Origin of the sequence: Streptomyces sp. CA-210063, assembly GCF_024612015.1 — a bacterium.
Classification (GTDB): Bacteria; Actinomycetota; Actinomycetes; order Streptomycetales; family Streptomycetaceae; genus Streptomyces.
The window spans coordinates 200,129-212,270 of sequence record NZ_CP102512.1; the positions used below are offsets into that span (position 1 = coordinate 200,129).

Annotated in this window: 12 protein-coding genes and 1 pseudogene; 4 read left to right on the forward strand and 9 right to left on the reverse strand. The window is 70.0% G+C overall.

What is annotated here, in order from left to right; all coding sequences use genetic code 11:
• Positions 1-78: 78 nt before the first annotated feature.
• Both JIX56_RS00780 and JIX56_RS00785 read right to left on the reverse strand, forming a co-directional pair.
• Complete coding sequence (locus JIX56_RS00780; protein ID WP_257536797.1) at positions 79-612, reverse strand: hypothetical protein; 534 nt, start codon at positions 610-612, stop codon at positions 79-81.
• A gap of 341 nt (positions 613-953) precedes the next feature.
• A complete protein-coding gene (locus JIX56_RS00785) occupies positions 954-1,643 on the reverse strand; it encodes a DUF6882 domain-containing protein (protein ID WP_257536798.1) in 690 nt (229 codons plus the stop codon).
• 536 nt (positions 1,644-2,179) lie between these two features.
• Between JIX56_RS00785 and JIX56_RS00790 the strand changes: the two genes are divergently transcribed.
• Positions 2,180-3,982 (forward strand): DUF2207 domain-containing protein, encoded by a 1,803-nt coding sequence (locus JIX56_RS00790; protein ID WP_257536799.1) that lies wholly within the window; start codon positions 2,180-2,182, stop codon positions 3,980-3,982.
• A gap of 67 nt (positions 3,983-4,049) precedes the next feature.
• Here the strand turns inward: JIX56_RS00790 and JIX56_RS00795 are convergent.
• Positions 4,050-4,261, reverse strand: a pseudogene (locus JIX56_RS00795) (amidase); the annotation flags it as partial.
• A gap of 135 nt (positions 4,262-4,396) precedes the next feature.
• The gene (locus tag JIX56_RS00800; RefSeq protein WP_257536800.1) at positions 4,397-4,624 is read right to left on the reverse strand and encodes a hypothetical protein; all 228 of its coding nucleotides are present in this window, start codon (positions 4,622-4,624) and stop codon (positions 4,397-4,399) included.
• Between the two features lie 735 nt (positions 4,625-5,359).
• Here JIX56_RS00800 and JIX56_RS00805 point away from each other — a divergent pair.
• From JIX56_RS00805 to JIX56_RS47895, 3 genes are all read left to right on the forward strand, one after another.
• The gene (locus JIX56_RS00805; RefSeq protein ID WP_257536801.1) at positions 5,360-5,926 is read left to right on the forward strand and encodes an SMI1/KNR4 family protein; all 567 of its coding nucleotides are present in this window, start codon (positions 5,360-5,362) and stop codon (positions 5,924-5,926) included.
• 306 nt (positions 5,927-6,232) lie between these two features.
• Positions 6,233-6,406, forward strand: coding sequence for a DUF6300 family protein (locus JIX56_RS00810; RefSeq protein WP_257550688.1), 174 nt, complete (start codon positions 6,233-6,235; stop codon positions 6,404-6,406).
• Between the two features lie 560 nt (positions 6,407-6,966).
• Positions 6,967-7,359 carry a DUF4158 domain-containing protein gene (locus JIX56_RS47895; RefSeq protein ID WP_443031724.1) on the forward strand — a complete coding sequence of 131 codons (393 nt, stop codon included), beginning with the start codon at positions 6,967-6,969 and terminating at the stop codon, positions 7,357-7,359.
• Here JIX56_RS47895 and JIX56_RS00815 read toward each other — a convergent pair.
• The 5 genes from JIX56_RS00815 to JIX56_RS00835 form a co-directional block, all read right to left on the reverse strand.
• Positions 7,249-7,992, reverse strand: a complete 744-nt coding sequence (locus JIX56_RS00815) for an NAD(P)-binding domain-containing protein (RefSeq protein ID WP_306819812.1) — start codon at positions 7,990-7,992, stop codon at positions 7,249-7,251. The two genes, JIX56_RS47895 and JIX56_RS00815, sit on opposite strands and share 111 nt — an antisense overlap.
• A 229-nt stretch (positions 7,993-8,221) precedes the next feature.
• Positions 8,222-8,962, reverse strand: a complete 741-nt coding sequence (locus tag JIX56_RS00820) for an NADPH-dependent F420 reductase (protein ID WP_257536803.1) — start codon at positions 8,960-8,962, stop codon at positions 8,222-8,224.
• A gap of 108 nt (positions 8,963-9,070) precedes the next feature.
• A complete protein-coding gene (locus JIX56_RS00825) occupies positions 9,071-9,664 on the reverse strand; it encodes a TetR/AcrR family transcriptional regulator (protein ID WP_257536804.1) in 594 nt (197 codons plus the stop codon).
• Positions 9,665-9,918: 254 nt separating this feature from the next.
• A complete protein-coding gene (locus tag JIX56_RS00830; protein WP_257536805.1) occupies positions 9,919-10,755 on the reverse strand; it encodes a helix-turn-helix transcriptional regulator in 837 nt (278 codons plus the stop codon).
• Between the two features lie 512 nt (positions 10,756-11,267).
• The gene (locus tag JIX56_RS00835) at positions 11,268-12,017 is read right to left on the reverse strand and encodes an SDR family oxidoreductase (RefSeq protein ID WP_257536806.1); all 750 of its coding nucleotides are present in this window, start codon (positions 12,015-12,017) and stop codon (positions 11,268-11,270) included.
• Between the last annotated feature and the right edge of the window lie 125 nt (positions 12,018-12,142).

Below are 12,142 nucleotides of genomic sequence, written 5' to 3' on the forward strand. Positions count from 1 at the left end.
GGCCGTGACCCGAGCCCAGGTAAGCCACTACCGGCGACAAGCCGCACAGCCATGAAGATCACGAACTGCGATGGACTGTCAGTGATCGTCCAACTCAACGAACTGGCTCACCCATTCCCTGAACCGATCGTCAGACTTCTTTCGCCCGGTCCAGAGCGCGTGCAGGTCCTCCGGTGGCTCAAGGCCGAAATTCTGGTTCAACCAGGTGAGGAACTCATGGTGGCCATCGCTGTGTTCCTCGACGTCTCCAGAGGCAAGAAACCCGAAGTCAGCGACAGGCTCGCTGTCGATGGCCAGAAGCTGGAACAGCTCCATCAGGTTTCGCGCGATCACATAGAGATGCCCTTCATCGCCGACCAAGACGACGGGCAGAGCGGCAAGGTCGGTCCGATCGTCGCACCGCCAGAGCGCGTAGTCGGAGCCGGAGCCGTTGGCCTGCGCGAAGGGGATGAACCGGCTCAGGAACTCCGGATGCTCCGACCAGGTGTGGAGGCCAGCGTCTGCGCCGTACTCGCGCAGCTCGAAACCCTCCGAGTAGTAGACCGGACCGATCCGGTCCTCGAACTCCTTGAGCAGGTTCAGCTCCGGGATTGGCGAGTACGCCTCGCTCATGTGGCCTCCTTTCACCAGGAGCGCGCGAAGCATGACGGTGTCATCGGCTCCGGCGCTCAGCCGTCTCAGCGGACACTGTCATGTCCGCCTTGGGCGGCCTGGGTCCGGCGATCGTCGACGGCCGTCTCAACACTTTACTTTCCAGACTTTCGTCTTCGGCCACCTGCTGCCCGCGTCAGCGGCTGCCCGGATTGCGGAGCGATCCTTGGGCAAGGCGGCGCTCGGAAACTGAATTTCCGCGCCCGACGTCCGCGACCGCGAATCCGGCAAGGACGTCCTCATCTCCCTGGTCGAACACGTCCTCACCCAGGAACTCGCGCCAGCCTGACGGACGGTTCGGGTCAGCCGGTGACCGTGAGCCGTATGTTGCCGATCCGCCCCATCCGGTCGAAGGAGACAACGGCGGCGTTCCCCGTCGGCAGATCGGCGATCAACCGGTCGCCTTCCACGCGCTGCGGCACGCCGTGGTGCTCGAAGTACCCCGTGACGGCCTGTAGCGGCGAACGCCCGATGAGTGAGACCCCGGCCATGAGCACGCGCGGCAGGGCGACCGGATCGAGCAGGGCGCTCGGCACCTTCGGGTCGTCTGGCAGGAAGTACACCTGAGTGCCGGGCCCGGCGGGCTGCCCGATGTACCCGGGAGCGTTGGCTACCCCCATCCCCGCGAAGGCCAGCATCTCGGCGGCCCGCCGAGGATCGTCGAACCCGGACAGGTCGAGTTCCTCAGCGGTGAACTCAGGAATCCCGTGCGCCTGCCCATACCGTGCCACGGCAGCGGACAACGCCACGACCTCACTCCCGCCGAGCCCCGGATTTGCCCAGCCCCACAGCCAGGAACCCCCCTCCATGTCGTACGTCCCAAGGACACCGACCCGTAGCTGCACCTCCCCCTGCTGGTACGAACACGTCGGCAGGTCCGCGCTCCACGGCGCCTCAGGCAGGAACTCCATGAGCGCCTCGAGCTGAGCGGCGCCCCAGACGGAGTGCCGTTCCGCCTCGAGCAGGAACTGGTCGCTGAATCTCTTTGTCATGATCACGAGCGTAGGGGGTGAGACCCAACGACGGGTAGCCCGGGCTCCGTTCCCCCCCGTTACCGTCTTCATTGGCTCCGCGATGGGGCCTCCGGCCTTCGGGTCCGGCATGACTTCCCCTCCTGGTCCCGGGGGTCCGACAACTCTGGTCGCCCCCCCCCCCGGGACGAGGAGGGTGATTCCTGGTTATCCGCACCGTTACTGGGTCGTTTCTGCATCCTCCTGACGGATCGCCAGTTGGAGGCCGCAAGTACACGCCCCACCGCCTGCGGCACTTGGACCGCTGACGGGATGTGAGCAGGCCGCGTTGCTCCGGGGGTCGTGTAGCCGGGCGGAGCGTGCACAGGGTCGGTTTGCCGGCCCGCACCTCGACCGCCCCTGTCCCGTTACTCAAGCCGGTCTGCTCAGCCTCGGCTCGGTCTCGGCGACGGATGGATCGCGGACGCCCGACTGCGGTCTCGCGCGCCTCTGTTGCCTAAGACGTGGCCTGTATCGTCCTCCCCTGACGGTCACGGGTGACGGTGAGGAGGGCCCGGGTGAGGGCCAGGTCGGTGGGGTGGCGCAGGCGGCGGGATGCCGTTCTGCTGCTCGTGGGCGCGGTGTTGGTGGGGCTGGTCGGGCTGCTGGGCGCGGTGCTCGGGGAGCCCGGGGAACGGATAACCCGGATGTGGGTCGGCGCCGAGATACGTACCGACCGGACGGCCCGGATCACCGAGGTGATCGACTACGACTTCAACGGTGAGCAGCGGCACGGCATTTACCGTGACGTTCCGGGGTCGGAGCCCGGAGACGTCAGCAAGGTGTCCGTCACGGCGGACGGCGAGCCGGTGCCCTACCGCGTCGAGGACGGGCTGGACGCACGGATCGTGATCGGTGACCCCGATGCGACGGTGACCGGGACCCACCGGTACCGGATCGAGTACACCCTGCCGCACCTAGGGGACGAGGAGTGGCTGGCGTGGGATGCCGTCGGCACGAAGTGGGACGTGCCCGTCGGGCACGTCGACGTGCACCTGGCCGCCCCGTTCGCCCTGCAACGGCCGAGCTGCATGTCGGGATCGTCCGGTTCGCACGAGGACTGTGCGACGCAGCGGCAGCCCGTACCGGGACAACTGGACGTGGCGCAGGACGCGCTGGAGGCGCAAGAGGGTCTGACGCTGTACGCGGAGGTCGGAGATGCCGACGGGGGCGGCGCCGCGGCGCTGCCGAAGGCGCCCGGCGGACGGGCGGCTGCCGCCGAGGCGGGGGACGGCGTCGCGGCCGGGTGGCTGTGGGCCACGGGGATCGCCCTCGCCGCGACGGCCGTGGTCGCGGAGCTGGTGCGGCTGTCGGGGCGAGAGCGGGTCCAGGGGGCGGACGGCCGGACCCGGCGGATGGACGTTCGCCGGCTGGGTGCCTCGGTCACACCGAACGGTGAGCCGCCCGCGGGCATCGCTCCCGCCCACGCCGGCATCCTGCTCACCGACCGGGTGCGCCAGGAACACCTGGCGGCGTGGCTGCTGACCGCGGCGGCGGACGGGCATCTGGCCATCAGCGGCAAGAAGAAGCCCGTGCTGCACCAGGCCGACGAGCGGTCGGCCGGCTCCGCCGACCCGCTGACGGCGGAGGTGCTCCAGGCCGTGTTCGCCCGTAAGCCGCGCGTCCCGCTGGGCCAGTACAACGGGGCGTTCGCCATCGCCTGGAACCTGCTGCGGCACCGGCTCGAGGACTGGCGGCGCACGGGTGGCGACGGGCTGTGGGAGCCGTCCGGGGAGCGGCGCCGCCGGATCGCCCTGTGGGGCGGCGCGGTGGCCGCGGCCGCCGGAACGGTCGTCGTGGGGGTCACGGCGACGGACGTGGCGGATCCTGGCGCAGACTGGCGGACGCCGCTGGCAGTCGGCGCGGCACTGGCCGGCGCCGGGCTCGCGGCCCTCGTGCGGGCCTGGGAACTGCGGACACGCACCGTGCGCGGCTCCCACCTGTGGTGCCAGGCGGAGGCCTACCGGCGCCATCTGGCCGAATCCGAGCGGCATGGCTGGGAGAAGCGTGCCGAGGACGAGATCGCGTGGGCCGTGGCCCTCGGCGAGGCCGAGGCATGGACGGCAGCGGCGGCAGCGGCCGACGCGGCGAACGCGCATGCGTCCCGCACCCGGGCACGGACGGCCATACCCGGGGACGACGCGACGCTCCGGCCCCACCTCGCCACATACCTGCCGCTGGCGGCCGTTTCCGCCGCCACCGACCCGTCGTCCGGCGGCTCGGGTTCCTTCTCGGGTTCCTCGTCTGGCGGTTACAGCGGCGGAGGCGACAGCGGAGGGGCCGGCGGCGGAGACGGTGGCGGGGGCGGCGGCTCATGGTGACTACGGCGCGCCCGGCCTGACTCCCACCACCCCGCCTCGTACAGCGCGTGCGCCGCGCGCCGCACCACCCCGCCTCGTACAGCGCGTGCGCCGCGCGCCGCACCACGTCGCAGCGGCGCTGGGCGGCCACGGGCTGGAAGGTGACCGGGCGGTCGGCCCCGGCCGCGCCGATGCGGACGTCGCGGCCGGCTGCTGGGTCATATCGAACGGGTAGGTGAAGGGGGGCCAGCCGGGCCGACGACGGTGACCGGTACCCTCCGCACCCGCCTCGAACGCCGTGGTCGCATGGTCGCCGGATGCCGCCGTCCCCACCCGTAGCACCAGCTACGAACCCGCGACCATCACACCTCACCCAACCTCACAGGCGAAACAGGCATCAAGCCTCATAGCGACCTCTGACAGGCCATGTCACGTTCACGCTCCGTCAGCGTGACATGGCCCGAGTCCCGTCTCGGGGCGGCGGACACTCCCCCAGCGCCGCAGCTCCCGCGTCAGCTCCTGGTGCCACGCCTTACGGCGCGGCGCGCGGTGGCCGTCGGGCGGGGTGCCAAGGGCGACCGCGGGGCTGCCGATCCAGCCGATGGCCGCGGCGATCCAGAACCATCCGGACAGCACACCGAAGACGAGCAGGGGCACCAGCACGGGTGACCACTCCCAGGACGCCGGCCGCGAAGCGCAGCTCCCGGTGCCCCTGGACCGGGGCGTCCATCCCGGTAGCCAGGAGACCGAACAGCAGCTGGAAGACGGCGAGGGCGACCCAGCCCCAGCCGATCAGCGGCGCCACCGCGAGCAGCACGGCCCCGAGCATGTGCATCCGCGCTGACCGTGTGAGGGCGGTCTTGCTGACCTGCCGGTGCGGCTCTTCCCTTTTCGCCGGGGCCTGGGCTTCGTATCAGCAGCGCTGATCCGGCGTTGACCAGCTGCGCGAACAGCGCCTCATAGGCCGGATGGTCTTCAGGCAGGCCCTGTAACTCCTGGAGGGACTCCGAACTACGCCGTCTGGACGCGGGAGCGACACAACGTGTTCCACTGGCTCCGCAAAGTTGACCACCAGCCCTACTGCGCCCTCAAACCACTGGTGGAGCCAGCACCTGGTCGATCGCCGGCAAGGAACTCGGCATCTCGTCAGTGATCCAGGCAAATCAGCAAGCTGGTCGGCAAACCTCGAGGTAGGTGCCCTGATGTGGTCGGTCGCCGTAATGGGCCCCACCGGCCGAGTGCGCGCTCATCGGCTACCCGACGGACGTCCCTCTCGGCGTCCAGAGGTCTTCCCCCCCCCCGGCGAGCGGCCACCTGGGCCTTGGCCGATGCCGATCTTCGGCTGCTCTGCCCGCCCCGCCCACAAGCACCGGCCAGGGTTTCAGTAGCGTCCGTTCCATGAATGCCCTCAATGCCCTCGTCCGTCTCTGCCCGCCCCCCGCCGATCCGCCGCCCGCGGTGGACTGGGCGCAGGCCGAGCGCGCCCTCGGTGCGGCTCTGCCCGCCGACTACAGGCAGCTCGTCGAGACATACGGCGACGGCGTCTTCGACGAGACGATCTGGCTGCTCGTCCCCGGCTCCGCCTACGACAAATGCAACCTGCACGCGCAGACGACGGAACGGGACGGGGTCCTGGCCGGACTGTGGGAGGTGGGCGAGGAGAAGCCCGCCGGCCTGCTGGAGGCGGGGGCGCGGATCCTGCCGTGGGCATTCGAGGGGCTCACGGGGGCGTTCCTGTACTGGCTGGTACGGCCCGGTCAGCACCCCGACGAGTGGACCGTGCTCTACAACGAGGGGCAGGGCCCGCTGTGGGAGCCCCACGACATGGGGTGCCTCGCCTTCCTGCTGGCGGTGCTCACCGGAACGGCGGAAACGGAGTACTTCGACTACCTCTACGAAGTGCTGAAACCGACGGAGCACCGCTTCGCGACGGCCGACCAGATCCTCGGAACGTCCGGGCACTGACGCCGTCGGGCCGCTCTCGACACCTGGCCGTCCGCTGCCCGCTGCCGGTCAAGGACCGGATGCGGACGAGCCGTTCGCTTCCCCAGCATCACCGCAGGTCAGTGGCTTTCGAATTGAACGCTCTAGTTGGCGGGACGGGCCGACTGCCGCGGTCGGTCACACGCCCGCAGGAGGGCACGTGCCTTTGAAGTGACTGCTTGACGACTGACCTGCTTCGCTCTTGCCAACTAAAGGGAGCTGGCCACGGCGTTGCTGGAGTTCTCCGACCGGCTGCCGCAGTGTTCACGCTGCCGGGGCAACCTCATCATGAGCGGGGTGGCGCCACAGGACGACGAACACGGGCGGCCGATCCACCTGGAGCTGTGCCCGGTGTGCGACACCGGCGACGTGGACCGCCCGGCGGCCAGCCTTCTCGTCCAGTGGTCGCCAACGACGGCGGTCATGACGAGAGTCGCGTCAAGGAGGGCTCACACCTGCTGATGGAGTGGACGAAGGAGTGCATGGCCGCCCACGGCTGGTACTTGCAGGACGCCCGCCCGACCAGTCTCGAGCCGTCATCGGCAGAAGCTGCCGGGCGCGTAGTGCCGCCGCGTCGTACAGGCAGCGCGGCCGCCGGGTCGAACTACCGTTTGGGCCGTGGCGACAACGTACGACTCCCCCGGCTTCTCTAGGGGTCGGAGAGTGGTGCGCCGGCCGAGGATCGCAAAAGTGCAGCTCAACAGCGCTACCGGAAGGGTAGTTGGCGCCACATGTGTTGCACCGTCGCCTGAGTGGGTGACAGGCGTGCCGGGGTGTGCGTCAGTTGCTGTCAGTGAGCTCGTGAAGACCCGGTCGAGGTCGATGATGGCGGTTCAAGAGGGTGCGACACCGCTCCCCTGGCCCCGCATGTCCCAATCTCTGAGGGTCAGCGGTTCACCTGTCGTCCAGCAGACCGTCATGGCGCCCCTTCAGGCAGAACGCGGTGTAGCCACCGGTGCCGTCCTGGCCGAACATGCAGAAGCCGTCTCCGTTCAGGTGGCTTCGAGGACACCCGGAGCGTCGTGCAGGGCAACACCCTGCTGGAGGGCGAGCCGTCCGTTCGGGAGCTGGAGGAGCTTTTCCGGCTGGACGCGGTGGCCTTGGAACAGGCCCGGGCCAAGCGCCGGTCTCATAACCGGCCGGGCTGGGTGGTGCAGTGGGGCACCGTACGGATGCTGGGCACCTTCATGTCGGCGCCGGCCGACGTGGCGCCGGGGGTGCCGGGGTTCGTCGCGGAGCAGCTGGAGACGGGAGGCGAGATACGAGGGTTTCTCACGGGTCACCGCGTCAGCCCCCGTCCCTGCTCACATGGAAATTGCGCGGTTCAGGCGGACAAGGTATTCCGCGTCCGGTTGCGTGCCGGCCCCGAAGCGTTCCTGGACCACGGCGAGCCCGAGGTCGCGCCGCTTCGGTGATCGCGCCGCGTCGGCCGTCGCCAGTGCGTCCGGCAGCTCCTGACGCGTGAGATCCGTGCAGTAGGCGGGTGTGCCGGGCTGCTGCCGCCACGATTCCGCGAGCGGCCCCGCATCAAAGGCGTCGAACCCGGTGTCCTCAACAAGTGCCATTGCCAGGTCACGCTCTCGCGGACTGTCGGCCGCGACGGGGAGCGAGATGCGGTCCGCACTTCCCGCCGGCTTGTTCCTGTGCGCGAACGACTCGGATCCGATCGAGTTCCACGCCTTGACGATGGGCCGGCCCAGCTGCTCGGCAGCCCACACGCTCTCGGCCTGGCCGGCGTCGATCGCCGCGATTCCGTTGTCCCGATGCGGGAAGTAGTTCGACGTGTCGATGACAACCGTGTCAGCCGGCACCTCGGCGATCAGTGGTGCGACCTGCGGAATGCGGGCGAAGGGAATGGAGAGGATCACGGCGTCGACGTCCACTACGGCTTCCGCCGCTGTCACCGCTCGTCCGCCCGAGGCCAGCACGTCCGCCTCGATCGTCTCCGGGCCGCGGGAATTGGCCGCCTTTACCTCGTGCCCGGCCGCGCTCAACCGCCTGGTCAACGTCTTGCCGATGTGCCCGGTGCCGAGAATGCCGATCCTCATGGTGAAACTCCTTGTCCGGAACGGAACCCCGGTTTGGGTGACCGGGGTTCCGGGGCTTGGTCCCTGCGGCGCTACCGGGGCTGAGGCCGACCCCGGACGCGGCGGTGTCAGTGGGTAATGACGACCTTGCCGAAGTGAGCGCCGCTCTTCGTGTTCGTCGTGTGTGTTCGTGGCGTGCCGGCGTTGCCGCTCTCGTGCCGTGGGGTGCACGAGAGCGGCGTCGGGTGTCTCAGCGGTGGGCGGCGCGGTTCATCTCGACGACGTCGTCGACGGTGGGATTGGCACCGAGGGCGGCGAAGCGTTCCGGGAGGCTGTCGCGGATGGCCGCGTCCTTGACGCGGTCGGCCGCGGCCAGGGCCGCCGGCAGCTCGTCCAGGGTCAGTTCGGTGCAGTAGGCGGGGCCGTTCGGCTGCTGGCGCCAGGAGTCGGCCAGCGTGCCGGCGTCGTAGGGGTCGAAGCCGGTGTCGTCCACCAGGCTCATGGCCACGCGCCGCGCCTCCTCGGAGTCGCCGGCGACGGGGATGGCGAGGCGGCCGGGCGTTCCGGCCGGGACGCCCTTGGTCCGCTGGGTTTCGGCCAGCGCGGCGTTCCACGCCTTGACCACGGGGCGGCCGAGCAGCTCGGCGGTGTACACGCTCTCCACCTGGCCGTTGTCCACCGCCTCGATCGGCTCGCTGAGCATGCCGGGGTAGTAGTTCGAGGTGTCGATGACCACCGTCTCGTCGGGCACCGACGCGAACAGGTCCGCCAGCTGGCCCGCCACCCCGAACGGGATCGACAGGACGATGACGTCCCGGCCCTGGACGGCGGCGTCGGAGAGGTCCGCCGCGCGGGCCCCGGACTCCAGCACCTCCGCCCGGACGGCCTCGGGGCCGCGGGCGTCGGCCACCTGGACGTCGTGACCGGCTGTGCTGAGCTTGGCAGCGAGGTTCCCGCCGATGGCACCGGCGCCTATGACAGTAATTTTCATGACTTGTTCCTTGAGAGGTTGTGCGGCCCCTGAGGGCAGCGAGATGTGACGGCCGTGTGGTGGTGGTGCCGCCTGGCGTTGCGGGGCCGGGGCGGGGTGCCTGGCGGTTTACGCCTGGGTGTCCTGCTGGCGGTAGCCGCTCGCGATGAGCGTGCGGAGCCGGTCGAGCGACTCCTCCTCGGTACCGGTGCCCTTGATCCAGGCAACGGAACAGGCCGCGAGGAACAGGTCGTGCCCCCGCACCGACGCGCGCACGCGCCCCGCGAGCTGCGCGGCTCGCACATACTGATCGGTGGCGGAGATGAGGATGTCGCAGGGAATCGTCAGCGGGTTGTCCGGCTCCTGCGCCCTGGCCGCGGCCATGAGCGGGTCCGGCAGCCCGCTGAAGGCGCTGAAGTACTCCTCCATCGCCCGCAGCCACTGCTCCAGCGCCTCGGCCGGGTCGCCGAGCTGATCGATGTCCGTCTGACGGGCCACCAACTCCTCGGAGCGCGTCTGCAGCACGGCCGCCAGCAGCGCCTCCCGGGTGGGGAAGTGCCGGTACAGCGTGCCGGGCCCGACGCCCGCCTCCTTGGCCACCGCCTCAAGGGAGGTGCCGACTCCGTGCTGCAGGAAGTGACGCTGCGCGGTCTCCAGGAGGGCGGCGCGGTTGCGCTGGACGTCCGCGCGCGGCTTGCGTCCCCGCTGGTCACCGGCGCTCATGCGCCCTCCTGCCTGCCGTGATCCTGCGGCCACATCAAAACGGATGCTGCCTCCGTACATGTTCGAGAGTAAAGCGGAGGCAGCGTCCGGTCAAACGGGCGGCCTGAGCGCGGAGCCCGGACAGCGCAGCGGGCCGACTAGCCTGGCCGCAGAGCGCAGGGCAAATGCCGTGCGGGCTGCACCACTCCAGGGCGCCCTTGTCCGGCCCCTCCCGCGCCGAGCCCGGCCCGCTCCCCAGTCCCCGGTCCAGGACGTCAGGGGGTGAGCTGCTGGTGTCCGATGACGGAGAGCAGTTCGAGTTTGCTGTGGCTCTCCGTGCCGGGGCGGGTGGTCAGCACCACCAGAGTTTGGGCGCGGTTCTCGGTGTACAGGAGCTGGGCGTCGACGTCGATGCGGCCGAGTTCGGGATGGAGGAGGGTCTTGCAGTCGCCGTAGCGGGCGACCTCCTGAAGGTCCCACATGCGGACGAACTCGGGGCTGTGTTCCTGGAGTTCGGCGAGGATCCGGGCGGCTCGGGGGGTGTCGCTGCCGGCTGTCAGCGCGGCCCGCAGGCGTGCCGCCTGGGCGCGGCCGTGGGATTCGTGGGTCTCCTCGGGATACACCAGACGCTCGGCCGGGTCCATGAACCAGCGGTAGTAGCCGCTACTGGCCAGACCGGCGTGGCGGGTCTGGTCGCCGAGCAGCGCGATGGCCAGGGGGTTCATCGCGAGGGTGTCGACCAGGTCGGTCGTCACCAGGGCCGGGGTGTCGTCCAGGCGGTCCAGGACTCGCAGCAGCGTGGGGCTGACATGTTCGGAGCGGTGGAAGCGGGCCGGGGCGTTGTGGCCGATGAGGACGAAGAGATGGTCGCGTTCGTCCAGGGTCAGCCGTAGTGCCCGGGCGAGAGCCGCGGTGATCTGGACGGAGGGCTGCGGAGCACGCTGCTGTTCCAGCCGGGCGTAGTAGTCGGTGGACATGCCGGCGAGCTGCGCGACCTCCTCGCGGCGCAGCCCCTGCGTACGCCTGCGCGGCCCCTCGACCAGCCCGACGTCGCGGGGCCGCAACATCTCACGCCGGTGGCGCAGGAATTCCGCCAGTTCCTTCTTGTCCATGTCCCCATCCTCGCCGCATCCCGCCCGCCTATCCAGAGACCGCCGATCCATGGCTGAGCCCTCCTGTCCCCAGCGCGAAGCCGCTTGTACGGCCGACGCCGCGGGCGCTTGCAGCGAGACGACCCGATGGTCACTTGACCCGCATGACCCGGCTGGGAAATTCGCCTGCTGTCGGCGGTGCGCCGCAGGCCGTCGGCCTGGAAGACGGCCTGCGGCGCCAGTCCACCGTCGAGGAGGCCCGACGCTTCGGACCGGCCCCGGGCCTCGCCGCTCGCCCTGGCCGACACAGCGATGTCCGTCGTGTGATGGGCGCTCGACGTGCCGTCGGCACTCAGGACGGAGCCGGTCGTCTCCAGTGCGACGACGACCGGGGCGAAGCCGAAGGCGCTTCCTGACCGTTCCGCGTCTTGGGCGAGGCCCTCCCGAGGCGGGTCGAGCTCGCGTTCGTCCATGATGTCGCCCAACGGGACCCGCCCGCGTGCTGTTGTTCCGCGTCGGGCGTTTCAGGTCGGTCAGCTGCTGGTGATCATGGCGAGGACGTCGTCGTAGGAGCCGGTGGCCACCGCGTCGCGGAGGAACCTGGCGCGCTCGACGACCAGCTCCTTCGCGTCGGGCTTCTCGCGCAGCAGGTCGAGAGTCTCGGTGAGGAAGTCGTCCAACGGCATGGATTGGTCGCTGTCCTGCTGGCCCAGCAGCGTCGTGCGCACGCCCGGCGGGACCACCTCGATCACCTGGACGCCGGCGTCAGCACCGGCGAGCTGGACGCGCAGGCTCTCGGAGAAGGAGTGCAGCGCGGCCTTCGTCGCGCTGTAGGTCGGGGTGCTCGGGAACGGGACGAACGCCAGCGCCGAGGTGACGTTCACGACGACCGCGTCGGCCTTGCCCACCAACAGCGGCAGGAAGGCGTACGTCATCCGGATCGTGCCGAGCAGATTGGTCGCGACGTGATCCTCGGCGACCTGGAGTCCGGCCGGGTCGAGGAAGTTCTCCAGCAGCATGATGCCCGCGTTGTTGACCAGGACGTTCAGCCCCGGGTGGCTCGCCGCCACGGTCTCACGGGCCCGGGCGATCGAGTCGGGGTCCGCGACATCGAGGACGAGCCCGTCGATGCCCGGGTGCTCGGCCGTGATCTCGTCGAGGAGTTCCTTGCGCCGGCCGGCGACGACCACCTTGTTGCCGGCCTCGTGCAGACGCAGGGCCAGACCGAGGCCGATGCCCGAGGTTCCGCCGGTGATCAGGATCGTGTTGCCAGTCATCTTCATGAGGGTCTTGCTCCTTCGGTACGGCGGGCCGGTGAGCGCCCGCAGCCTCGACCGTAGGGGCGCCCACGCAGGGGCGGGAGAGGAAGGTTTATCCATGGATCGGCGGTCTCTGCCTCGTGAAGCGG

Bases quoted from the DNA above. Each gene is read 5' to 3' on its own strand.
- JIX56_RS00780 (WP_257536797.1), bottom strand. From the start codon at position 612: ATGAGCGAGGCGTACTCGCCAATCCCGGAGCTGAACCTGCTCAAGGAG.
- JIX56_RS00805 (WP_257536801.1), top strand. From the start codon at position 5,360: ATGAATGCCCTCAATGCCCTCGTCCGTCTCTGCCCGCCCCCCGCCGAT.
- JIX56_RS00835 (WP_257536806.1), bottom strand. From the start codon at position 12,017: ATGAAGATGACTGGCAACACGATCCTGATCACCGGCGGAACCTCGGGC.
- JIX56_RS00820 (WP_257536803.1), bottom strand. From the start codon at position 8,962: ATGAAAATTACTGTCATAGGCGCCGGTGCCATCGGCGGGAACCTCGCT.
- JIX56_RS00825 (WP_257536804.1), bottom strand. From the start codon at position 9,664: ATGAGCGCCGGTGACCAGCGGGGACGCAAGCCGCGCGCGGACGTCCAG.
- JIX56_RS00830 (WP_257536805.1), bottom strand. From the start codon at position 10,755: ATGGACAAGAAGGAACTGGCGGAATTCCTGCGCCACCGGCGTGAGATG.
- JIX56_RS00810 (WP_257550688.1), top strand. From the start codon at position 6,233: ATGAGCGGGGTGGCGCCACAGGACGACGAACACGGGCGGCCGATCCAC.
- JIX56_RS00785 (WP_257536798.1), bottom strand. From the start codon at position 1,643: ATGACAAAGAGATTCAGCGACCAGTTCCTGCTCGAGGCGGAACGGCAC.
- JIX56_RS00815 (WP_306819812.1), bottom strand. From the start codon at position 7,992: ATGAGGATCGGCATTCTCGGCACCGGGCACATCGGCAAGACGTTGACC.